The organism is Mucilaginibacter koreensis, assembly GCF_054783355.1.
Genome location: NZ_BAAGQS010000001.1, coordinates 3,513,620 through 3,535,923 on the forward strand (window position 1 = coordinate 3,513,620; position 22,304 = coordinate 3,535,923).

At 44.4% G+C, this 22,304-nt stretch carries 19 protein-coding genes; 11 read left to right on the forward strand and 8 right to left on the reverse strand.

Annotation, left to right across the window (positions count from 1 at the left end):
- Positions 1 to 97 precede the first annotated feature (97 nt).
- Positions 98 to 580: a hypothetical protein gene (locus ACYVNW_RS15720; RefSeq protein ID WP_460680828.1), complete on the forward strand. Its 483-nt coding sequence runs from the start codon at positions 98 to 100 to the stop codon at positions 578 to 580.
- A 26-nt stretch (positions 581 to 606) separates the two neighbouring features.
- On the opposite strand, the gene ACYVNW_RS15725 is transcribed toward ACYVNW_RS15720, so the two are convergent.
- A complete protein-coding gene (locus ACYVNW_RS15725) occupies positions 607 to 1,692 on the reverse strand; it encodes an NAD(P)-dependent alcohol dehydrogenase (protein WP_460680829.1) in 1,086 nt (361 codons plus the stop codon).
- Positions 1,693 to 1,926: 234 nt separating this feature from the next.
- On the opposite strand from ACYVNW_RS15725, the gene ACYVNW_RS15730 reads away from it, so the two are divergent.
- Together ACYVNW_RS15730 and ACYVNW_RS15735 are read left to right on the forward strand one after the other, a co-directional pair.
- On the forward strand, positions 1,927 to 2,613 hold the full coding sequence (locus ACYVNW_RS15730) for a DUF421 domain-containing protein (RefSeq protein ID WP_460680830.1): 687 nt from the start codon (positions 1,927 to 1,929) through the stop codon (positions 2,611 to 2,613).
- A gap of 58 nt (positions 2,614 to 2,671) precedes the next feature.
- Positions 2,672 to 3,061: a hypothetical protein gene (locus ACYVNW_RS15735; protein ID WP_460680831.1), complete on the forward strand. Its 390-nt coding sequence runs from the start codon at positions 2,672 to 2,674 to the stop codon at positions 3,059 to 3,061.
- Here the strand turns inward: ACYVNW_RS15735 and ACYVNW_RS15740 are convergent.
- On the reverse strand, positions 3,033 to 3,647 hold the full coding sequence (locus ACYVNW_RS15740; RefSeq protein ID WP_460680832.1) for a Crp/Fnr family transcriptional regulator: 615 nt from the start codon (positions 3,645 to 3,647) through the stop codon (positions 3,033 to 3,035). The two genes, ACYVNW_RS15735 and ACYVNW_RS15740, sit on opposite strands and share 29 nt — an antisense overlap.
- A gap of 67 nt (positions 3,648 to 3,714) precedes the next feature.
- Complete coding sequence (locus tag ACYVNW_RS15745; RefSeq protein WP_460680833.1) at positions 3,715 to 6,153, reverse strand: AsmA family protein; 2,439 nt, start codon at positions 6,151 to 6,153, stop codon at positions 3,715 to 3,717.
- 175 nt (positions 6,154 to 6,328) lie between these two features.
- Between ACYVNW_RS15745 and ACYVNW_RS15750 the strand changes: the two genes are divergently transcribed.
- Positions 6,329 to 9,163, forward strand: a complete 2,835-nt coding sequence (locus tag ACYVNW_RS15750) for an ATP-binding protein (RefSeq protein WP_460680834.1) — start codon at positions 6,329 to 6,331, stop codon at positions 9,161 to 9,163.
- Between the two features lie 516 nt (positions 9,164 to 9,679).
- A complete protein-coding gene (locus tag ACYVNW_RS15755) occupies positions 9,680 to 10,657 on the forward strand; it encodes an acyltransferase family protein (RefSeq protein WP_460680835.1) in 978 nt (325 codons plus the stop codon).
- 42 nt (positions 10,658 to 10,699) lie between these two features.
- On the opposite strand, the gene pepT is transcribed toward ACYVNW_RS15755, so the two are convergent.
- The gene (pepT, locus tag ACYVNW_RS15760) at positions 10,700 to 11,956 is read right to left on the reverse strand and encodes a peptidase T (protein ID WP_460680836.1); all 1,257 of its coding nucleotides are present in this window, start codon (positions 11,954 to 11,956) and stop codon (positions 10,700 to 10,702) included.
- A 75-nt stretch (positions 11,957 to 12,031) separates the two neighbouring features.
- On the opposite strand from pepT, the gene ACYVNW_RS15765 reads away from it, so the two are divergent.
- Genes ACYVNW_RS15765 through ACYVNW_RS15780 form a run of 4 tightly spaced genes read left to right on the forward strand, consistent with a single transcriptional unit; the run spans position 12,032 to position 15,546 of the window.
- Positions 12,032 to 12,778 carry an outer membrane beta-barrel protein gene (locus ACYVNW_RS15765; protein ID WP_460680837.1) on the forward strand — a complete coding sequence of 249 codons (747 nt, stop codon included), beginning with the start codon at positions 12,032 to 12,034 and terminating at the stop codon, positions 12,776 to 12,778.
- Positions 12,779 to 12,785: 7 nt separating this feature from the next.
- Positions 12,786 to 13,136 (forward strand): MmcQ/YjbR family DNA-binding protein, encoded by a 351-nt coding sequence (locus tag ACYVNW_RS15770; protein ID WP_460680838.1) that lies wholly within the window; start codon positions 12,786 to 12,788, stop codon positions 13,134 to 13,136.
- Positions 13,137 to 13,174: 38 nt separating this feature from the next.
- Positions 13,175 to 14,932 carry a M14 family zinc carboxypeptidase gene (locus ACYVNW_RS15775; RefSeq protein WP_460680839.1) on the forward strand — a complete coding sequence of 586 codons (1,758 nt, stop codon included), beginning with the start codon at positions 13,175 to 13,177 and terminating at the stop codon, positions 14,930 to 14,932.
- Positions 14,932 to 15,546, forward strand: a complete 615-nt coding sequence (locus tag ACYVNW_RS15780; protein WP_460680840.1) for a rhomboid family intramembrane serine protease — start codon at positions 14,932 to 14,934, stop codon at positions 15,544 to 15,546. The genes ACYVNW_RS15775 and ACYVNW_RS15780 overlap by 1 nt, the downstream gene beginning before the upstream one ends.
- Positions 15,547 to 15,560: 14 nt before the next feature.
- On the opposite strand, the gene ACYVNW_RS15785 is transcribed toward ACYVNW_RS15780, so the two are convergent.
- Positions 15,561 to 16,199, reverse strand: coding sequence for a DNA-3-methyladenine glycosylase family protein (locus ACYVNW_RS15785; RefSeq protein ID WP_460680841.1), 639 nt, complete (start codon positions 16,197 to 16,199; stop codon positions 15,561 to 15,563).
- 65 nt (positions 16,200 to 16,264) lie between these two features.
- Here ACYVNW_RS15785 and ACYVNW_RS15790 point away from each other — a divergent pair, with 65 nt between their 5' ends.
- On the forward strand, positions 16,265 to 17,548 hold the full coding sequence (locus ACYVNW_RS15790) for a replication-associated recombination protein A (RefSeq protein WP_460680842.1): 1,284 nt from the start codon (positions 16,265 to 16,267) through the stop codon (positions 17,546 to 17,548).
- A gap of 137 nt (positions 17,549 to 17,685) precedes the next feature.
- On the opposite strand, the gene ACYVNW_RS15795 is transcribed toward ACYVNW_RS15790, so the two are convergent.
- The 3 genes from ACYVNW_RS15795 to rsgA form a co-directional block, all read right to left on the reverse strand.
- Positions 17,686 to 18,012: a nucleotide pyrophosphohydrolase gene (locus ACYVNW_RS15795; protein WP_460680843.1), complete on the reverse strand. Its 327-nt coding sequence runs from the start codon at positions 18,010 to 18,012 to the stop codon at positions 17,686 to 17,688.
- A gap of 10 nt (positions 18,013 to 18,022) precedes the next feature.
- The gene (gene dtd, locus ACYVNW_RS15800) at positions 18,023 to 18,481 is read right to left on the reverse strand and encodes a D-aminoacyl-tRNA deacylase (RefSeq protein WP_460680844.1); all 459 of its coding nucleotides are present in this window, start codon (positions 18,479 to 18,481) and stop codon (positions 18,023 to 18,025) included.
- A 142-nt stretch (positions 18,482 to 18,623) separates the two neighbouring features.
- A complete protein-coding gene (gene rsgA / locus ACYVNW_RS15805; protein ID WP_460680845.1) occupies positions 18,624 to 19,544 on the reverse strand; it encodes a ribosome small subunit-dependent GTPase A in 921 nt (306 codons plus the stop codon).
- A 270-nt stretch (positions 19,545 to 19,814) separates the two neighbouring features.
- Here rsgA and thrA point away from each other — a divergent pair, with 270 nt between their 5' ends.
- The gene (gene thrA, locus ACYVNW_RS15810) at positions 19,815 to 22,259 is read left to right on the forward strand and encodes a bifunctional aspartate kinase/homoserine dehydrogenase I (protein WP_460680846.1); all 2,445 of its coding nucleotides are present in this window, start codon (positions 19,815 to 19,817) and stop codon (positions 22,257 to 22,259) included.
- Positions 22,260 to 22,304: the final 45 nt, after the last annotated feature.

Below are 22,304 nucleotides of genomic sequence, written 5' to 3' on the forward strand. Positions count from 1 at the left end.
TTTTTTTGTGAGTATAAGCCTAGATGTGTGGTAAAAAAATGAGTATAGCTTATAAATGAAATTTTCTTAAATTGCTCTCCTTCAACCCATAATAACCATGAGAATCCAAACTTTATCTGTACTGGCTGCTGCTGCATTGCTGGCCGCCTGTAATTCGTCTAACAATACTCAGTCCAATGCCGATCAAAAAGCTGACTCGGGCTTACAATTGAACGGTACCTGGAAACTGGTATCGGGTGCTACCATCACCAAAGGGAAAACCGACACTGCCGGCTATGATACCAAAACGCAGGAGATGATTAAGGTAATCAATGACACCCATTTTGCTTTTTTGAAACACAGTATTGGCGGCGATACCAGCAAAGTAACCGGTTTTGATGCTGGCGGTGGCCGTTATGAATTAAAAGACAGCAGTTATACCGAGCACCTGGATTATTACAATAACAAAAACTGGGAAGGTAAAACTTTTAATTTTACAGTAAGCCTGAAAGGCGATACATTGATACAGCAGGGAATAGAAAAGGTAGAAGGGGCAGGCGTAGACCGCAAGATCATCGAGAAATATGTAAAGGTAAAGTAAGCACTTTACCTTTACATTATATTGTATTAGCTGGCTGTCTCGGTTTTCAGGCTTTGCATATCTATTACAAAACGGTAGCGCACTTCCTCGTCGCTCATTTTGTCATAAGCATCATTAATATCTTGCATGTTGATCATCTGCACTTCGGGAGCGATGCCATGTTCGGCGCAAAAGTCAAGTACCTCTTGGGTTTCGGCAATACCGCCAATTAATGAGCCGGCCACCGAGCGGCGGTGCATGGCTACCGGCATATTGTTCAATGCCTTGTCATAAGGGCCAAGCAAACCTACGGTTACCAGTACGCCATCACGCTTTAATAGATTTACATACTGGTTTACTTCAAAAGCATCCGGTATGGTAACCAAAATAAAATCCAGGCTTAGTTCCTGTGCGGTCATGGCATCTTTATCGGTTGAAATCAGCACGTGATGGGCGCCGAAATTTTCGGCATCTGCACGTTTTTCTTCATCGCGGGTAATGGCTGTTACCTCAGCGCCTAAAGCAGAAGCCAGTTTCACTGCCATGTGGCCTAAGCCGCCTATACCTACTATGCCCACTTTGGTGCCTTGTGTAACGCCCCAATGTTTTAAAGGTGAATAAGTAGTAATACCTGCGCATAAAATGGGAGCAGCTGCTTTAATATCCAATGCATCAGGTATACGCAATACAAACTTTTCTTTTACCGTCATGCGTTCGGAGTAACCGCCAAAAGTATTGTAACCGCTGCCATCAGGTTTCATGGGGCCGTTGTAAGTGGCGGTCCAGCTTACAGGACCTTCACAATAATTTTCCTCGCCTTCTTTGCAGGGGTTGCATTGCTGGCAGGAGTCAATCATACAACCTACACCTACAATATCACCTACTTTATATTTAGTAACGGCTGAGCCTGCTTCGGCCACACGCCCTACAACCTCGTGGCCGGGCACGCATGGGTACAAGGTATTGCCCCAGTCATTTTTTACCTGGTGTAAATCAGAGTGGCAAACGCCGCAGTATAAAATGTCAATAAGTACTTCGTCGGCTTCGGGCGGCATACGCTCAAATTCCATTTCTGACAAGCTGCTGAATAGTGAACCGGTAGCGCCGTAGCCTTTGGTTTTTATGGCCTCCATAAGTGTTGATGATGTGATTAATAATGTGTTATAACATTAATCAACAGGTAATACTATATAGTGTTTCTTGTAAAGAAAATAATTATACTATAAGATATCGTTGATTGATGCCGCAGCTTAAACATCGTTCTATGGATTGCCTGAACGCGGCTAATGTGACTACATATCAGTTGTTTAATGCATATGCTAACAATTAGCCGAACCCTGCGTTAATTAAAAAAAATTATAGCTGATATGCAATTTGACGCCCAGAAAGCGCTTCTGAATGATTTGGATTGGGAGTTTGCCTTTGAAATAGTAGTGCGCACCTTTATTATGTTTACCCTGATACTGGTGGTACTGCGCCTGTCGGGGAAAAAAGGAGTGCGGCAGCTTTCCCTGTTCGAGGTAGCTATTATTATCGGCTTGGGCTCGGCAGCCGGCGACCCCATGTTTAACCGAGATACGGCCATTGTACCGGCTGTGCTGGTATTTATTACCATATTGCTTTTTTACCGCGTCTTAACCTGGCTGGCCATAAAGTCAGAACGTTTTGAGGGCCTGTTGGAAGGTGAGCCCATGTACGTGGTGGAAGACGGTATGTTTGTGGTATTGGAGCAGAACAAACATACCTTTGCCAAAGATGAGTTTTTTTCAGAGATGCGGCAGCAAAGTATCGAGCACCTGGGGCAGGTGCGTACCGCTATACTGGAAACCAATGGTAACCTCAGCTTTTACTATTTTTCTGATGATGATGTAAAACCAGGATTACCCGTACTACCCAAGGTTTACCGAAATAAAAGTAAGCAGGTGCCTCACAAGGGGCAGTATGCCTGTACGTATTGTGGCAAGGTAGAACATATTGATACTGAAATGCACCAATGCCCCCGTTGCAGGCAGAACGAGTGGGTGGAAGCCATTAGTACCTGCAGAATTTCCTGAGTAAACGCTACGCACAAAACGCAGCTCTTGTTGTTATACTACTTTAACGCATCAACCTATGAATAAGCGCATTGTATCTATTGTTGTTCTCATTGTTGTTTTAGTACTGGCAGGGGTATTTTATTACCGGTATTACTTTGTTTTTGGCGATGGTACAAAGGCAGGCACCATGAATTACTTTGTGCATAAAGGTTATTTGTTTAAAACTTATGAAGGCAGGCTGATACAGAGCGGTTTTAAATCTCCAACACAGGGGGCAGTGCAATCCAATGAGTTTATGTTTTCAGTAACTGACAAACATATAGCAGATTCTCTTGAGAAAAATGCAGGTGCTTATTTAACTCTGCATTATAAAGAGTATAAACATACTTTACCGTGGCGTGGAGTAAGCGTGTTTGTGGTGGATAGTATTGTATCTATTACGCCGGTGAACCCAATGCAGCCTTAATTTGGTTTAACTCCCCGGGCGTAACACCCAGGTAAGCGGCCAACAGGTGGGCCGGGAGCCGCTGCAAAAGGCGGGCCCGGTTTTGTACCAGTTGTTGATAGCATAGGGTTGGGCCGTTTGCTTTTAATCCCGACAGAAACTGATATAAGCCTTGCAGTTGTGCTTCTATATTTTGTTTATGTATTGGTAAATACCAGTTAAAGCTTTTGCAAGCCAGGTTCCACTGTGTGCGGTTGATGGCCAACAAATGGCCATCTTCTGTAGCTTGTAGGCTTAAGGTAGTAGGCTGCTCTTCAATAAAAGAATAAGGATCGGCCACAAACTCATTCTCCTCATAAAAGCCTAAAGTTTGCTCTGTGCCATCATAATGACGTATATACAACCTGAAACAGCCACCAGCTACAAAATAGATGTAATTAACGCGCCTGCCGTGGGTAAATACATGCTGCCCTTCTTGCAATTGCTTGTACTGAAACAAACTGCAAAATTCTATCGCCTCCTGCATTGAAATGTGTTCAGGCCGCGCCTGCAGCCATTGCATGAGCATTTGGGTGGCAAATGCTGTATCGGTATCTCTGTTGCTCATGTAAAAAAAGAAGGCGCTGCTGCAAAGGAATAGTTTGCAGCAGCGCTGTTATCAATAGACTTCAATTCTATCTGAGTTTTATTTTTACTCCGCCATTGTCGTTGTCCACAGCTGCTAAATGAAGTACAATACCCTTCATCCGGCGTTTTTGCAGTTCTTGTTTATCGGTAATGTCTTTATCTTTTTCAGGATTACGCAGTGGTACGTCCATCGAGATATTGGTGCCCCGTCCTAAAGAGTAAATGCCGGACACATTCATGTTCAATACACTGGAGTTTACCTGCATAGGCTGTATCGTTATTTTTTCGCCGTGCAAATCAAAGTGCCCATTAAGGTCATTTAAAGTGATATTACTTAAATCGCGAAAGGGTACATATTTGTCAATAGTTTTCAGTGGCCCATAATTAATTAAAGCGCCGTTTCTTAAATTAATGTTCACAGTTCCGTTTACTGAATTTTTACCTAATTCACCCTCATTGGTTACAATGCCAGTAATGTTGGCTTTGGCCGAAAGCAAGCCTTTCAGGTTATTGTACGTCAAATCCTTCATGCCGAAATTATCAAAGGCATAAAAGAAATTGCGCACGTTTACATTGCTTACCACAGTGTTCAGTGCAAAACGGTTGTTGGTGGTTTCGCCCTGGATTATGCGCCCACTGGCACTTAAAGTGCCTCCGGCCTGATTTGAGGTTAAAGTTTTCAGGGTAATGCCTTCCGCTTCTACAGTAATATCGGCATGGGCATCGGTGGCCAAAAACTTTTTGTAGTGGAGGTTGGCAATACGCATGTGCATTTCGGCACGAGATTTTTCAAATACATCGTTAAATTGATCAATAAAGCTCCCGGTATTAGCCATGGAGGCCGCCTTGGTATTGGTATGCTTAACCGGAACCGATTTGCGCCGGGTGTTTAAAAAGCCCAAAAATTCGGCCAGATACAATTGCGGACTGGTAATTTGCCAGCTGATCAGAATCTGCTCGGGAGCGCTATAATATAAATTCAAAAAGTTTTTTACCTGTGCCTGCATCAGTACAATGCTGCGGCCGGTTTGCAGCCTGATTTTATTGAGCAACAAATCGTTACCCGAAAAAACGACTGAAATGCCGGTATTCTTGAAATTGAGGTTACGCGGTACATAGCTGGCATCGGCATGCACTACATTGATCTGCCCTGATATGAGTGGCTTGTACAGTTTGAAATCAACTATGTTGGCTTTTACATCTAACTTCAGGCTGGCATCGCCTTTGTCAAAGCGCAGGGTTTGTGTACCCAGAATATTGTTCATGTTGCGTACATCAAACTTTGAACGGACAGTGCCCTCAGCCACCGGATTGCTCAAATTGTGAATAATGGCGGAATCAATATTAATAGGGAGCTCTTTGTATTTAGCATTCAGATCTAAAATTTTTATAGCCGAGTTCTCATCGCTTAAACCCATACCCTTCATGTAATTATTGGTGAATACGCCGTTGAAGCTGCATTCGGTAAATTCGCCGCCTAAGGCCTGTAACACATTCTTTTCTACATGGCAGGTCACAAAAATCAATGGGTCGCCTCCGCCTGAAAAGGCGCCTTTAAGCAGGCATTTTACCGCTATCGGGTTTTTTAAATCAAACTGGTTTAGTTTTTTTGAGATGTTTGCTGCTAACAGAGAAGAAGCATGTCGCCATAATAGCTGTTCGGTGGCAATATTAATAGTGAAATCGGTATTTGGGCTGCCCAGGTTAAACTGTGCGCCGATGGTGAAAGGGTCATCGCCAATATTTAATTTATTAGGCGCTACCGTAATGATTTTTTTATTGTCGTCGTAAGAGACATTAAAGGGCCCGGCCAGTCGCTTATCTTTAATAAAGCTACCTTTTTTGGTATTAAAAGCCATGCTCTTAGCCAGTACATCCAGGTCGAAATCTGCTTTCCAGCCCGAATCGGGGTAATCCATATTGCCCGAAAGGCTGTTGATTGCAAATTGGAAAAGTTTGCTGGCCTGTTGATTGTCCAGCGTAAAGCTGACCTGGTTTAAATCAAACTGCTTAATTTCGGTTGAGCTTTCACTGTCATCTTTCTTTTCCTGCTTTTTGGAATTAGCCTTTTTCTTAAAAACAGAAGTATTGCTATAGCCGGTGCTATCGGTAAACAGATCGATTGCCGCATTATCTATTCCTATCTTGTTTACCTGTACAGTGCCTCGTAGTAATGCCGCCGCGTTAACTGATACTGATAGTACCTTAGCGGTAAGAAAGGTGTGGTGATGGCGTGCCCATTGCTTATCCTTCAACGTTACATCATTCAGTTTTAAGGAAATATTCGGGAACCGGCTAAAAAACGCAGGATCCATGCTGCCAATGGTAAGTGTGCCATCCAGATTTTTATTCAGGGTGGCGGTCACCATAGCCAGTACTTTCTTTTTATGTGTAGTAATATATAGTGATATGGCAATAAGCACCACCAGCACAAAGGCCACTAAAGCACCCAGTATTTTAAGTATTGTTTTTAACCACTTCGGCATCTGATCTTAATTTAATAATTAAGGGTTAGAGTGCTTGTTTTGTTTCAGAGCGGATGGGTAAGGCGGTGGATTATAACTGTATTTTTCACTGTATAAACTGGCAGTATACTTGTAAGCCGTTAAAAGTTAACCAATATTAAAATATGTGCCCATAAGGTATTATTTTAGGGGAGTGATGACCCCTAAACAACTTATCGGATTTATACTCCTGTTATCTACTGTTTTTGTCAGCAGCAAAAGCAGCGCCCAAACCGAAAAGCAACTGTTAAAGAAATTGCGCGGCCTGCGCGATCAGGATTCGGCCGCCGTTATGGCTAATCAATTATTGCAGCAAGCCCGCCAAAAGCATGATGTTCCTTTCGAGGCAAGGATCAGGCTGGCTCAAGCCTACCAAGCCTATGGCAGCGGTTTGGAAGCGAAGGCTTTAGCGTATGGCCGGCAAGGTTTTCAGTTAGTTACCGTTAAAGATACTGCTACATATGTACTGGCTGGAGATATGGTGGCCTACATGTTAAGCCGGCAGGATAAAAATGCCGAAGCGCTGCAAATGGCCTTTAAAGTATTACGGGTAGCAGATGCTCATGGCTGGAAAAAAGAAAGTATATGGGCTAAAATTTGCGTAACCGACATATACCGTGCTTTTGATGATATTAAACATGCCCTGCCGTATGCACAGCAGGCAGCTGATGAGGCTTTGGCCATGAAGGATACCGCAGGTTATGTAGGTGCCTTGTCCAATCTTTCCAACCTGCACTCCGCCATGCGCGGTCACCAGCCGCATAATTTGCCGCTGGCTGTTAAAGAAGCCGAAATTACTTTACGGGAGCCTTACTCGCATTTTGTAAAAGATGATTTTACCCGTGCCCGTTACATGACTAACCTGGGTCGTTTGTACGAAATGACGCATCAGCTGGATAAAGCCGAGGCGATACTCAAGAAATCTTTAGCCCTTATACAACAAAAGAAATTTACCGGTTTGGAGATACCCGCCCTGAATGAGCTGGCTACTGTAATGAACGACCGGCATCAGTACCAGGCCGCTATTAATTATGATTTGCAGGCACTGGCAAAGCTGCCTCTATCACAAACTAACCGTGCCTGGCAGCGCAATATTTACAACCGCCTTGCCGATGCCTATGAGGGGCTGAAAAATTACGAACGGGCATTGGAATATACCCGCAAAGGACAGGCGATTGAAGATTCTATCAAGGCAGTTAACCAAACCAATATTGCTCAGGAAACCGATGCTAAATATAAAGCCGACAAGCGATTATTGAAAGCTGACAGTGATGCCCGGCTTGCTCATCAGCAGCGTAATTTTATTTTGATTATAAGTGGTTTCGGTTTAGCGGTATTGCTGGTTATTTATTTTTCTATTATGGCCAGGCGAAGAAAAGAAGCTGAGTTGTTAACTGAGCAAAACAAACAGCTGGCCCGGCTGGATGCTATGAAGAGTCGCTTTTTTGCCAACATCAGTCATGAGCTGCGTACGCCTTTAACCCTGATTATGGGGCCAACCGATCAATTGTTGAATCAGGGTAAGGCATTGAGTGATGATCAGCATAGAAAACTGCTGCAATCGGTAATGCATAACAGCCGCAAATTATTGGGTATGGTAAACGAGTTGCTGGACTTGGGTAAAATAGAAGCCCGTAATTTGCCGGTTAACTTGCAACCCGTTGCTTTATCATCGTATTTGCAGGTATTATACCAGGGTTTTGCCTCAGCGGCGGCCTACAAAGGCGTGTATTATAGTATGCGCAATACGGTAGATAAAAGTATCAGCGTACAACTGGATAAAGAAAAATTTGAAAAAATCATCAATAACTTCATCAGTAACGCCATTAAATTTACCCCTGCCGACCATACAGTAACGGTAACGGCTTCATTTCATAATGATGAATTGTTGGTTGAGGTAGCCGATACCGGCAGTGGCATCAGCCCCGAAGATTTACCGCATATATTTGATCGCTACTACCAGGGTACACGCCCATACCAACAGGCCGAAGGCGGTACGGGCATTGGGCTGGCTATCGCCCGTGAATTTGCCGAATTGCTGGGTGGTAAAGTTTCGGTACAAAGCCAGTGGGGGCAGGGGGCAACGTTTAGTTTGCGTTTGCCGTTAAGCCCTGCCTTGGTTGATGAGGTGGTAACAGAGATGCCTGCTACGCATGAAGCTTCGCAGTTGCCCGAATCCAATGGCAGTCAGCTGGTGATGTTGGTGGAAGATCATCCCGAAATGGCAGCACATATCAGCAGCGTATTGCAACCTATATACCGGGTGGTAACAGCACGTAATGGTATAGATGCCCTGCATCAGCTGGAAAACATGGCTGCGTTGCCCGATCTGATATTATCAGATGTAATGATGCCGGGTATGGATGGGTTTACCCTGCTCGAAGAACTGAAGAAGCATTCGTCTTATTTCAGCATCCCGGTAATTATGCTTACTGCGCTGGCAGATAGCAAGAACCGCCTGAAGGCCCTGAATATTGGGGTGGATGATTACTTAAGCAAACCATTTACAGGTAATGAACTGCTGCTGCGCATAAATAACCTGCTGCAAAATGCAGCGGCACGAACCACCAAAGTTGTAAATGAACAGCCTGTTTATGAACCTACTCCAACCGAACCAGGCAGTATTGCAGAAACCGAAGATGTTGTACCAGAAGTACCAGTACCGGCTTCGCCTGCAGATTTGGTGTGGCTTGCCCAATTGGAGGAATTGGTAAGAAAATATGTGGGCAAAACCGATTTAAGCATTGAGCTGATCAGTGTTGATCTGGCCATCAGCCAGCGGCAATTGTTCAGGCGCATTAAGCAGCTTACGGGGCTTACCCCAAACAAGTACATTCGTACCATACGCTTGCAGGTAGCGCGCGAAGCTATTGAAAGCGGCCGTTACCGCACCATTGCTGAAATTGCCTATGCGGCAGGTTTTGAAACACCGGCCTATTTCAACAAATTATTTAAAGAAGCATACGGGCGAGATGCAGGAGATCTTTTGTAATAAACCACAATTAACTAAAAATTATAATTAACAAGTAAAAGGCATAAATATTAAGCTAAATGGCAGCTTTGTTAAAGTAAATGGCAGGTTTATTTATCATGAATCGTTCAGATTTGTATTCATAACGCCAAGTGATTTTTACTATTAATTAAACACCATTTTGCTCTTGTTTATGACTACTGATTTGCAATCCCCCAAAAAAGATTTCCACCTGTCGCCGGTTTGGGCAGCACCTCTTAAAAATATTAAGGTCAAAATTAACTGCCCGCGGTGCGGCAGCGCCGATTGCGACCGTATACCACGAGGCGCTTTAGTAAGGCTGTTGCTGCCTTGGGCTGCAGTGAAGCACTACCGCTGCGCCCGTTGTTTAAAAAAGTTTTATAAGCCAAAGTAAAAAGGTTAAGCAAAATATTAGCCCTGCCTTATCACCATTACTATTCCTGCCCCAGCTGTTTGAGGGCAGGATAGTAAGTAATGAGCGATGCACGGTTGGCTTTACATAATCCTTAACAGCGAATGATTATCTTGGCCCTCAAGATGATTGGCGGAGATAAAACCATATATAGCATAGTTTACCTTCGGGCCTTAGCCGCACTGGCAGTTTGTGCAATACATTTTAAGCTTAGTACTGGTGTTACCATCAATAAATTTTTTGATTATATTATAGATAATGGGCACCAGGGCGTAACTGTATTCTTCGTTATTTCGGGTTTTATACTGCCTCTATCTTTATTCCGAAAAAGTTATACAACCAGCAGCTTCTTCATTTTTATATTAAAAAGAAGTTTGCGTGTTGACCCACCATTCTGGTTTTCAATTTTTTTGCTGTTTACCATCGGCTTCTATCCTCTGAGTTTGTTAAAGTTGGATACCTTGCTGTGTCACATTACTTATACCGTGCCATTTTTTAAGCACCAAAACTGGTATACCAGCGTGTATTGGACATTGGCTATCGAGTTTCAATTTTACTTGCTGTTGGGATTGTTGTTTCCTTTGTTAATGAAGCTGCCAAAGCTTTTAACTGTTGTATTGATTATTGCGCTTAGTTACTACTGTTTGCGTTTTACCGTAAGAGAATTTATCATATCTTATGTATACCAATTTGTGTTTGGCTTTATCGCATTTTTGGGCTATGCACAATTAATCAAAGCCAAACATTTTTGGGGAGTTATAGTAGCGTTTACAGTTTTAATTTGTCTGAGTAAATCAATAATAAGCGGCGCTGTTCCTTTTTTAACGGTGCTTGCAATTACACTATTTAAACCCGGTAAAATTGAACCAGTTGGCAATTTTTTAGGTGCTATTTCTTATTCACTCTACTTGGCTCATATTCCTGTAATGGCTTGGATTAATCATATGGTTTCAGGATACCACGTATCTCCGGTTGCCCTTTGTGGTTTATATATACTGATAATCGTTCCGGCAGCTTATTTAATGTATATAGTAATAGAGCGCCCGGCTCTTAAGTTATCTAAAAGAGTATCTATGAGTTAATTCCTGTATTTCAAAGTTTATTCTGTTAGTTTACATTAACGGTTACTCGCTTCGTTCTTCCCAAATCTGGCAAAGGGCCACAATGGTACGCACGGCGCTCTGCATGTCTTGCACTGATACCCATTCCTGTTTGCCATGAAAAGCATGCTCTCCGGCAAAAATATTGGGGCAGGGCAGGCCCATGTATGACAGGCGCGAGCCATCGGTGCCCCCGCGGATGCTGCATAGCTGAGGCTCCAGTCCGGCGCGGCGGATGGCTTCCAGCCCATATTCTACTATTTGCGGGTGCTGGTCTAAAACCTGCTTCATATTGCGGTATTGCTCTTTTACCTGCAACTCGTAGCTGCTTCCCGGAAAGCGGGCTATAACTTCATCAGCAATATGCTTAATAACCTGCGCATGCTTTGCCAGCTTTTCTTCGGCAAAATCACGGATGATAAATTCGATGGTCGCTTGTTCGCCATGTCCTTCTATACTTACCGGGTGTACAAAACCTTGTTTGCCTTCAGTACCCTCGGGTGATAGTTCAAAAGGCAGGGCAGCAATAATTTCGCCCGCAATCTTTATGGCATTCTGCATTTGTCCTTTTGCAAAGCCGGGGTGTGCGCTAATACCATGGATGATCAGTTTAGCGCCATCAGCCGAAAAAGTTTCATTTTCCATATTCCCGGCAGTTTCACCATCTATAGTATAACCGGCAAAGGCGCCCAGCTTTTGTATATCTACCTTATCGGCGCCGCGGCCTATTTCCTCGTCGGGCGTAAACAGGATTTTAATGTCGCCGTGTTTAAGCTCCGGATGCTGTAACAACTGGTAGCAGGCATCCATAATTTCGGCCACACCGGCTTTATTATCAGCTCCCAGCAAGGTGGTGCCACTGGCAGTGATGATATCATTGCCTATTTGGTTTTTAAGTTCGGGATGTCGGCTGGGGTTAAGTATCTGGGTAGGGTCATCGGGCAGAACAATGTCTGCTCCCTGATAATTGGTATGGATAATGGGCTTTACATTGGCGCCGCTACTGTCGGGTGAGGTATCCATATGTGAGCAGAAACAGATGACCGGCACATTTAATTTTGAAGTATTGGCAGGCACAGTGGCGTACACATAACCATAATTATCTAGGTGTGCATCAGTAATTCCCATGTCCTGTAGCTCCTGCACCAGCAGCCGGCCTAAATTTTTTTGCTTTTCGGTGGATGGAATGGTAACCGAATGGGGGTCAGATTGCGTATCAATGGTTACATATTGCATAAAGCGCTCTGTAACTGTATAGTTGAAAAATGGGGTGTTACGCATATATAAATATTTGTTATATTTTTGGTGAACGGCTGCCAATATAATCAGCTTACCCCTAAAGTTTAAATTTTATTGATGAGGAATAAGAAATTACGTCCTGTTGCCCTGTTATTGATTTTCTTGAGCATTAGTGGTTGGGTTAAGGCGCAAAGCGGTTACAATTATTCGCCTTTCGGCATTGGCATAGGTTACAGTTCGGTAAAAGCCTATGCAGATTTAAAGAAACAAAACACCCACCAGGCTTACAACATCAACGCATATTATAATTATAGTCCTTACCTGCCTGTAGCGGCCGAATTGCAATTCGGTACCCTTTCGGGCGGCAGCAACAGCGACAGGAAAATTGATGCCAGCGGCCGCCAATATACCAACGCTTATAAAGCATTAATACTGCACGCGGATGTAATGGCCGGCGAGATACTGAATTATGATGACAGCTTTTTTAAAAACCTGATTAAAAATTTTTATATAGGTACAGGTTTCGGGCTGATTTATAATAACATGACCTTTATACAGCGCAAGGATTTGTATAACCCGGCTTACGGTAGTTTTCCGGGTTCAGACAAGGGTTTGAACGTGATGATACCACTGCGTTTTGGTTACGAAATAAAGTTCTTTAACTCTTATGATGAACCGGTATTTGCTATTGATTTGGGTTACCGGCACAATGTAACTTTAGGCGAAGGTCTGGACGGTTATGATGACCCTCCGCAGATTTTTAAAAACAACTCGTTTGACCAGTACCGGCAAATTACCGTGGGTATTAAAGTCAATTTTGGTGCGCCGGTAGCGTATAACAAAAATATAAGAAGGGGCTTTTAACATGGATATGGAAACCCTGCATAATTACTGCCTGGGCAAACCGGGCACCACCGATGGTTTTCCGTTTGGTGAAGATACGCTGGTGTTTAAAGCTGGTAACAAAATATATGCTTTGGCCGATTTAGCCAATGGTGACCGCGTAAATTTAAAATGTGACCCCGAGCTGGCCGTTGAATTGCGCGAGCGGTATGAAGAGGTACAGCCCGGCTATCACATGAACAAAACGCATTGGAACACCGTTTTCCTGAACGGATCGCTTACTCAAAAGCAATTGTTTGAAATGATAGACCACTCTTACCAACTTATTATAGCCAGCCTGCCCAAAAAGATACAGGCCGAAATTAAGGCTCTGAGTTAATAGGGGTTTATAAGGCATTGCTTTATATTTGTAAGGCCATGTCTACTTCAATCAAATATTTTCTGGCGGCTTTAGGGCTTTGCCTGGCGCTTGCAATACCATCCTACGCACAACTTACCCCATTTGAGCAAAGCAGTGATAAAAATTACACCGCTACTTATGCTGAAATTATTGCCTATTACCAGCAGTTAGGTAAGCAATACCCGCAGCTTAAACTCATCAATTATGGCACTACTGATGTAGGCAAGCCGCTAACCTTAGCTGTGCTTTCTAAAGATAAAATATTTGACCCGGCAGCCATCAAAAAGCAACACAAGCGCGTGCTGCTTATCAATAACGGCATCCATCCCGGCGAGCCGGAGGGAATTGATGCCAGCATGATGCTGGTACGCGATCTGTTGAAAAAGAATCAGTTACCCAAAGATGTAGTGTTGTGCTTCATTGCAGTATACAATATTGATGGTTGTTTGAACCGGGGTGTATCGCGCATCAGTCAAAACGGGCCCCGGGCTTATGGCTTTAGAGGTAATGCACGAAATTTAGATTTGAACCGCGATTTCATTAAGGCTGACAGTCGCAACGCCTTGGCCTTTATGCAGATACTGAATACCTGGCAGCCGGAAGTATTTTTAGATAACCATGCCAGCAACGGCGCCGATTACCAGTATGTAATGACGCTGATTGAAACCCAAAAAGACAAGCAAAACCCGCTGCTGGCTGAATATACTTCAAAAACTTTATCGCCCGAGTTATACCGCCGCATGAAGCAGAGCGGCTACGAGATGACGCCTTATGTAGAAAGCCTGAAAACTACACCTGACTCTGGTATTGTAGCCTTTTTGGAAACCCCGCGCTTTTCGAGCGGTTTTACGGCTCAGCGCAACATCATCAGTTATATTACCGAAACGCATATGCTAAAGCCATATGATAAAAAGGTATACGCTACCTATGATTTTATGCAGCACCTGATTGCCATTTGCCAGCGCGATGCCCGGCAAATAGGCGAACTGAAAGCTAAAGCCGATGCACAGGTTGCACAGCAAAAAACATTCGCCTTAAATTGGGAGCCCGATATGGGGCGTTTTGATACGCTGCAGTTCAAGGGTTACACCGCCGGTTACAAACCCAGCACCATCAGCGGTTTTCCGCGCCTGTATTATGACCGTAGTAAACCTTTTACTAAACCCATCAGATACTATAACACTTATAAGGCCACACAATTTGCTGATAAGCCTTTAGCCTACATCATCCCGCAGGCCTGGGGAAAAATTATCGAACTGTTTAAGCTGAACCATGTAACCATGCAGCGCTTAAAGCACGATACGACCCTGAGTTTGCAGGTGTATTACATTGCCGATTATAAAACAGCAACCCGCCCTTTTGAAGGCCATTACTTACACAGTAATATACAGCTAAGGCCAGTAAATAGCAGTATTAAATATTTAGCCGGAGATTACATTGTATACACCAACCAGGCCTGTAACCGCTATATTGTAGAAACGCTGGAGCCGCAGGGTGTAGATTCATTTTTTACCTGGGGTTTCTTCGATTCTGTTTTGGGGCAGAAAGAACATTACTCTGATTATGTGTTTGAAGATATTGCCGCTGAGTATCTGAAAAAGCACCCGGAGCTAAAAGCACAATTAGATGCCGAAAAGGCGCAAAACCCTAAACTGGCTGGCAGCGGCCCCACGCAGTTGGAATGGGTTTACCGGCACTCTGAGTACTATGAGCCTACCTACCTGCGTTACCCGGTAGGGCGTTTGTTAACCCCTGCCAAATTAGATATCAATTAATGGAACAATATTTTATTTATGCCCCGGTAGCCTCTACCATATTTGTAATTACCATAGTAGTCAGCCTGTTGGCTTTTTACAATGAAAGCTGGCTGCGCAGCATGATGCTGCATCCTTACAGCGTATCGAGAGGAGGGCGCTTGTATACAGTGATTACCAGCGGATTTATTCACCGAGATTGGATGCACCTGCTGTTTAACATGATGACCTATTACTTTTTCGCCTTTCAGTTAGAGGCAGGTTATTTAGGGCATTGGCAGTTTGGTTTACTGTATATCGCCAGTTTGATATTAAGCGATCTGCCCACTGTAGGCAAGCACCGGGATGATGGTTGGTACTATAGCTTAGGTGCATCAGGGGCGATCAGTGCCTTGTTGTTTAGCTTTATCCTGTTCAACCCTACAGCACGGATGGGCTTGTTGTTTATACCCATTCCTATCCCTGCCTGGATATTCGGTATCCTTTACCTGGTCTATTGTGCTTACTCCTCTAAACAATCGCGCGATACCATTAATCATGATGCTCACTTTTTTGGCGCCATCAGTGGGGTAATGATTACTATTTTGCTGTACCATGGTATTATAGGAGAGTTTTTGCGTCAGTTTGGTTTGTAAATCAAATAATAAGGTTACGCCTTTACCACTGGTTTCTTTCGGCTCAAGTAGTAATGCCACAACAAATAAGTAGCCACAGTACGGTAAGGCCGCCAGCTTTCGGCTATAATGGTCAATTGCAGGCGGGTAACATCCGGGGGTAATGGCATCAGCATTTTCATGGTGCGAATGATAGCCAGATCGCCGGCCGGAAAGATGTCGGGCCGGTGCAGTACCATCATCAGGTAAATATCCACCGTCCAATTACCAATGCCTTTTAGTTGCATCAGCTGTTTCCTTATTTCTTTATCCGGCAACTCAGGCAGAGCTTCCAAATTCAATTGCCCGCTGATGATAGCCCCGGCCAAATGTTTTACATAAACAATCTTTTGCCGGCTAAAGTAACAGGCTTTTAACTCTTCATCTGTTAATAGCAGTACTCGGGCAGGCGTAATTTCTTCTATGCGTTCCTTCAATTTTAATAATGCGGATAAAGCTGAGGCCAGCGATACTTGCTGCTCCAGTATCACATGCACCAATGTTTCAAACGTATTGGGCCGGCTCCAAATGGGTGGATAGCCGTAGCGCTCAACAATAGTATAAAACACCGGGTGCTGCTGCGCCAGCTGGTTGCAGATGGTATAGATGTTAGAGGAATCGAAATGGGAAAGCATTGCTATAATAACCTTGAAGCTAATATTAGGTTTTCGACTTAACTTTTCAGAATTTTACCTTCACTATGAATAATCTGCCTCCTTTAGCCGAACGTATGCGCCCCAAAACGCTGGATGATTATGCCGGGCAGCAGCATTTGGTGGGGCCGGGGGCAGTACTGCGTAAAGCCATTGAATCGGGCAATCTGCCTTCTATGATTTTCTGGGGGCCACCGGGTGTAGGTAAAACTACGCTGGCTTATATTATCTCTCAAAATTTAAACCGGCCTTTCTTTTCACTTAGCGCTATTAACTCAGGCGTAAAAGATGTGCGCGAGGTAATTGAGAAAGCCGCCCTGTACAAGCAGGGCGGACAAACCCTACCGGTGCTGTTTATTGATGAAATTCATAGGTTTTCTAAATCACAGCAGGATTCATTGTTGGGGGCTGTAGAGCGTGGCTTGGTGACCCTTATCGGTGCTACTACCGAAAACCCTTCTTTCGAAGTAATCTCTGCATTGCTCTCGCGGGCACAGGTATATATTTTACAACCGCTAAGTGAAGAGGACCTGATTCATCTGCTGCAAAAAGCCATTCATGAAGATGAGTTGCTAAAGCAAAAGTCAATCGTTATTAATGAGTACGAGGCGCTGCTGCGCTTATCGGGAGGGGATGCCCGAAAACTGCTCAATATATTTGAATTATTAATTAATGCGCTATCCGGCAACGCCGAGATAATAATTAACAACGAAGTGGTGCTGGAGCATGTACAGCAGAACATGGCCTTGTATGACAAGGCCGGCGAACAGCATTACGATATCATTTCGGCCTTCATCAAATCCATGCGCGGCAGCGACCCTAACGGGGCTGTATACTGGCTGGCCCGTATGCTGGTGGGCGGCGAAGACCCCTCGTTCATTGCCAGGCGTATGCTGATTCTGGCTTCAGAAGATATTGGCAACGCCAACCCCAATGCCTTATTACTTGCCCAAAGCTGTTTTGAAGCGGTAAATGTTATCGGTATGCCCGAGGCGCGTATTATACTGTCGCAAACGGCGGTATATCTGGCCACCTCAGCCAAAAGCAATGCCAGTTATATGGCCATTGGCGAGGCAATGGATTTGGTACGCCGCACCGGCGATTTGCCTGTACCCCTGCATTTGCGCAATGCCCCAACCAAACTGATGAAAAATATTGGTTACGGTAAAGAATATAAATACGCCCACAGCTACGAGGGCAACTTTACCGATCAGGACTTTTTGCCCGACCAGTTGAAAGGCACCAAACTATACGACCCCGGCCAGAATGCCCGTGAAAACGAAGCCCGCGAAAAGTTAAGGAAGCTTTGGGGGGATAGGTATAAATATTAAATGATTTAGCTACCAACCGTCATGCCGAACTTGTTTTGGCATCCCATATGCTAAACTTGTTGTAGATACTATAATTTTGCTTGTCCTGAGAGGTGCTGAAACAAGTTCAGCAAGACATGTATTATTGTTTAAGTATTTTACTTCAATTTCTCATTATTTCGGTGCCTGTCTGCGTCGCGGATGCTTTTCTTTTCTAAATTATTCTCCAGTGCCTCGGTAAGGTTAATGCCGGTTTGGTTGGCCAGGCAAATAAGTACAAACAGCACATCAGCCATTTCATCGGCCAAATTAACTTCGGTATCTGATTTTTTGAAAGATTGCTCGCCATACTGCCGGGCCATAATGCGGGCCACTTCACCTACCTCCTCCATCAAAATGGCGGTATTGGTCAATTCATTAAAGTAACGGATACCGGTGGTTGTAATCCATTTATCTACCAGTTGCTGTGCCTCGTCTATACTCATGCAGGTAAAATTAATGATTGTCTTTATCTTTCGTATCCATTACGATGGTAACGGGGCCATCATTCATTAAGCTGATTTTCATGTCGGCTCCGAAAATGCCGGTTTGAGTAGGCTTGCCGGTCAATACCGTTAATTTCTCAATCATATACTCGTACAATGGTACCGCTACATCGGGTTTGGCGGCACGGATAAACGATGGCCGGTTACCCTTTTTAGTTTGCGCATACAAGGTAAATTGAGAAATTAATAAAATGTGGCCATCTACATCGGCCAGCGCTTTATTCATTAAACCGTTTTCATCACCGAACACACGCATGCCGGCTATCTTTTGCGCCAGCCAGTCAGCATCTTCGGTAGTGTCTTCATGCTCAATACCCAGCAAAACTAAAAAGCCGGTTTCAATTTGTCCGGTAATTTGCTGGTCAACAGTACAGGAAGCGTTTAATACGCGTTGGATAACGGCTCGCATAAATAAATGTAGTAATTAAGATTTTTTGTCATTGCGAGCGCCAGCGTGGTAACCGCAGGGAGGCATCTGCGCCTCTGTACAACAAGCGATTGCCACGTTGTTCCTCTTCGCAATGACAACGTGTGGTTAAATTGATTAAAGCTTACGCCCTGGTATCATTGCCATGGTAAATACTCAGGTAACTATCATACCTCGAAGGCGCAATTTCACCTTCTTCCAAAGCCGCTAATACGGCACAGCCAGGCTCGTTAATATGGCGGCAGTTATTAAAACGGCAATCGTGCATACGCTCACGCATTTCGGGGAAGAAGTGGCCAAGTTCCTGTTGCTCAATGTCAATAATTCCCAGTTCGCGTATGCCGGGGGTGTCAATTAAACGGCCGCCGTAGGGCAGGTCATACATTTCGGCAAAGGTGGTGGTGTGCATACCCTTGTCGCTCCACTCCGAAATTTCGGTAGTACGCAGCTCCAGGTGTGGTAATAGCGCATTCATCAAACTGGATTTGCCCACGCCCGAGTGCCCCGAAAGCAGGGTGGTTTTGTCTTTTAACAAAGCCTCCAGCAACTCGATATTCGTGCCTTGCAGGGCCGATACCTCGTAACAGGGATAACCAATGCTTTCGTAAATATCTTTGTAAACCGCCAGTACCTCCAGGCCTTCTTCGCTGAATAAATCCAGTTTATTAAATACCAATACGGCCGGTATATCATAAGCCTCGGCCGTTACCAAAAAACGGTCAATAAAGCCGGTTGAGGTGCGGGGCGATGCCAGGGTAACCACCAGAAAAGCCTGATCCAGGTTAGCCGCAATAATTTGCGCCTGTTTTGATAGGTTGATGGACTTACGGATGATATAGTTTTTACGGTCGTAAAGTTTGGTGATAACGCCGGTATCCTGGTCGGGCTCACCTTCAAAATCTACCAAATCGCCTACAGCTACGGGATTAGTGGTGGTTAAGCCTTTAATGCGGAATTTGCCTTTAATACGGCAATCGTATCTGTGCCCATCCGGTGTTTGCACCTGGTACCAGCTTCCGGTTGATTTTGTGACGATGCCTTGCATATATTGCCAAAAGTATAAATTTGAACAAAGGCATTTTGAACAAAAAGTTTTTTAATTATTGCATATATAAAAAATATCCCTTTACTTTACCAGTGTTGCTAAGGCAACAAGTATATGATTTTGAACAACATCACCATTACCACTACTATTATTACCACCGGTATAAACCACGGAGGAAGATAGTTTATGGTGTAAACTAAATAGCAAACCAAAAAGCGCCTTCCTCCAAAACGGGGAAGGCGCTTTTGTTTTAAAGGCATTTGTAAGCGTATGAAAGTAGTAAAGTTCGGAGGTACATCGGTAGGCAGTGTAAATAGCATTGCTGCAGTGGTTAACATTTTGAAGCAGCAGCACCCGCCATTGCCGGTTGTGGTGGTATCGGCCATGAGCGGTGTAACCAACCTGCTCATCAGCATGGCCGGGCAGGCCATGCAGGGGCAGGATTTTTCGGCCGATTTAACCACCCTGCAAAACTGCCATTTTGAAGTGGTAAAGGCATTACTACCCATACAGCAGCAAAACCCGGTATTTACCCGCTTAAAACTATATTTTAACGAATTGGAGGATTTGCTGCAGGGCGTACAAACGCTTAAAGAGCTCACCGCCAAAACCCGCGACCTGATTGTAAGCTACGGCGAGCGCTGCTCAGCATTCATGATTGCCAAAATTGCGGCGCAGTATTTTGATGAAGCACTTTTTGTAGATGCTACCGAACTGATTAAAACCGATAGTGCCTTTGGCCAGGCCCGTGTAAATACCGAGTTGTCTGAATTGCTTATCAAAAACTTTTACAACCTGCATGCTGATAAATTATTGGTAGTTACCGGTTTTATTGCCAGCAATGAAGTGGGGCAGGTAACCACATTAGGCCGGGGTGGCAGCGATTATACAGCTGCCTTATTCGGTGCGGCTTTGAATGCCAGCGAAATTGAAATATGGACCGATGTAAACGGCATGATGACCGCCGACCCGCGCATGGTGAAAAAGGCGTTTTCATTGCCAGAGCTGACTTACACCGAAGCCATGGAGTTGTCTTACTTCGGCGCTAAAGTGATCTATCCGCCTACCATGACACCGGCTTTCCTGAAGCGTATCCCAATAGTGATTAAGAATACTTTTGAGCCGGAGTTTGAAGGCACGGTAATTCAATATCAGTGTAAGGCTTCAGCATTGGCTATCAAGGGTATTTCTTCTATTGATAAAGTAAGTGCCATTAATGTACAGGGGAGTGGTATGGTGGGTAAGGCAGGTTTCAGTGGCCGGTTGTTCTCTCTGCTGTCGCGTGAGCATATTAATGTGATATTGATTACCCAGTCGTCCTCAGAACATAGCATCACTTTTGCGGTGAGCCCAACCGATGCTGATAAGGCTTGTAAGTTAATTGAACAGGAGTTTGAACTGGAAATTTTAGCGCAAAAGCTGGATGCGCCAGTAGCTGAACACGATTTATCCATTATGGCTATTGTGGGCGAAAACATGAAGCAAACACCGGGCATGTCGGGCAAGTTGTTCCATGCCCTGGGCCGCAATGGTATCAATGTGAGGGCTATCGCACAAGGTTCATCAGAGTATAATGTATCGGTAGTAATAGCCGAAAGCGATTTAAATAAAGCGGTGAACGCTGTACACGAAGCTTTCTTTACCAACCTCAACAAAACCTTAAATGTATTCTGCCTCGGCACCGGCAATATTGGCAAAACTTTGTTACGCCAGTTGCAGGAGCACAGTGTGAATTTAGAACAATATAACCGTATTCAGGTAAAGATAGCCGGCATCAGTAACACCCGTAAAATGCTGCTAAATGCTGATGGTATACCCTTAACCCAATGGCAGGAGCAATTGCAGGAGGAAGGCGCACAGGCAGATTTAGCTTTGTTTGTTGACCAAATGATTGCCATGAACCTGCCTAATTGTGTGTTTGTGGATAACACCGCCAGTCCGGCCCCGATTGAGTACTACGAGAAAGTATTTAAGGCAAGTATTTCGGTAGTTACCTGTAATAAGCTCGGAAATTCGGGCGCTTACAGCCGGTACCAATCTTTCCATAATTTAGCTTTACAGCATGGTGTAGATTTCTTTTACGAAACCAATGTAGGGGCTGGGCTACCCATTATCCGTACCCTGAAAGATTTGATGATCAGCGGCGACCGCCTGCAGCGCATTGAAGCGGTGTTATCGGGTACCATATCTTTTATATTTAACAGCTTTAAAGGCGACGCCAATTTTCACGATGTGGTAAAGCTGGCACAGGAAAAAGGCTATACTGAGCCCGACCCCCGCGATGATTTGCGCGGCACCGACTTTATGCGCAAGCTGCTCATTTTAGCGCGCGATGCCGGTTATCAGATGGAGGCCGAAGATGTAGAACTGGAGAACATACTGCCACAAGCCAGTATTCATGCCCAAACCGTAAGTGATTTTTATGATTCGCTAAAAGCTGGAGAGGCTTACTTTAACAATTTGAAGCAGCAGGCCGAAAGCAGCGGTAAAGTACTGCGTTACATTGGCAAGCTTGAAGATGGTAAAGCCAGCATCAGTTTGCAAATGGTGGATGATCAGCACCCGTTTTATATGATGTCGGGCAGTGATAATATCATCGCCTTTACTACCGACCGCTACAAAGACCGCCCCATGGTGGTGAAAGGCCCAGGCGCAGGCGCTGAGGTAACTGCTGCCGGCGTATTTGCAGATTTAATAAATGTAGGGGCCAATTGAAAAAGAAGCAAGAGGCAAGAATCAAGAAACAAGATTTTCCTTCAA

Bases quoted from the DNA above. Each gene is read 5' to 3' on its own strand.
- ACYVNW_RS15720 (WP_460680828.1), top strand. From the start codon at position 98: ATGAGAATCCAAACTTTATCTGTACTGGCTGCTGCTGCATTGCTGGCC.
- ACYVNW_RS15725 (WP_460680829.1), bottom strand. From the start codon at position 1,692: ATGGAGGCCATAAAAACCAAAGGCTACGGCGCTACCGGTTCACTATTC.
- ACYVNW_RS15730 (WP_460680830.1), top strand. From the start codon at position 1,927: ATGCAATTTGACGCCCAGAAAGCGCTTCTGAATGATTTGGATTGGGAG.
- ACYVNW_RS15735 (WP_460680831.1), top strand. From the start codon at position 2,672: ATGAATAAGCGCATTGTATCTATTGTTGTTCTCATTGTTGTTTTAGTA.
- ACYVNW_RS15740 (WP_460680832.1), bottom strand. From the start codon at position 3,647: ATGAGCAACAGAGATACCGATACAGCATTTGCCACCCAAATGCTCATG.
- ACYVNW_RS15745 (WP_460680833.1), bottom strand. From the start codon at position 6,153: ATGCCGAAGTGGTTAAAAACAATACTTAAAATACTGGGTGCTTTAGTG.
- ACYVNW_RS15750 (WP_460680834.1), top strand. From the start codon at position 6,329: ATGACCCCTAAACAACTTATCGGATTTATACTCCTGTTATCTACTGTT.
- ACYVNW_RS15755 (WP_460680835.1), top strand. From the start codon at position 9,680: ATGATTATCTTGGCCCTCAAGATGATTGGCGGAGATAAAACCATATAT.
- pepT (WP_460680836.1), bottom strand. From the start codon at position 11,956: ATGCGTAACACCCCATTTTTCAACTATACAGTTACAGAGCGCTTTATG.
- ACYVNW_RS15765 (WP_460680837.1), top strand. From the start codon at position 12,032: ATGAGGAATAAGAAATTACGTCCTGTTGCCCTGTTATTGATTTTCTTG.
- ACYVNW_RS15770 (WP_460680838.1), top strand. From the start codon at position 12,786: ATGGAAACCCTGCATAATTACTGCCTGGGCAAACCGGGCACCACCGAT.
- ACYVNW_RS15775 (WP_460680839.1), top strand. From the start codon at position 13,175: ATGTCTACTTCAATCAAATATTTTCTGGCGGCTTTAGGGCTTTGCCTG.
- ACYVNW_RS15780 (WP_460680840.1), top strand. From the start codon at position 14,932: ATGGAACAATATTTTATTTATGCCCCGGTAGCCTCTACCATATTTGTA.
- ACYVNW_RS15785 (WP_460680841.1), bottom strand. From the start codon at position 16,199: ATGCTTTCCCATTTCGATTCCTCTAACATCTATACCATCTGCAACCAG.
- ACYVNW_RS15790 (WP_460680842.1), top strand. From the start codon at position 16,265: ATGAATAATCTGCCTCCTTTAGCCGAACGTATGCGCCCCAAAACGCTG.
- ACYVNW_RS15795 (WP_460680843.1), bottom strand. From the start codon at position 18,012: ATGAGTATAGACGAGGCACAGCAACTGGTAGATAAATGGATTACAACC.
- dtd (WP_460680844.1), bottom strand. From the start codon at position 18,481: ATGCGAGCCGTTATCCAACGCGTATTAAACGCTTCCTGTACTGTTGAC.
- rsgA (WP_460680845.1), bottom strand. From the start codon at position 19,544: ATGCAAGGCATCGTCACAAAATCAACCGGAAGCTGGTACCAGGTGCAA.
- thrA (WP_460680846.1), top strand. From the start codon at position 19,815: ATGAAAGTAGTAAAGTTCGGAGGTACATCGGTAGGCAGTGTAAATAGC.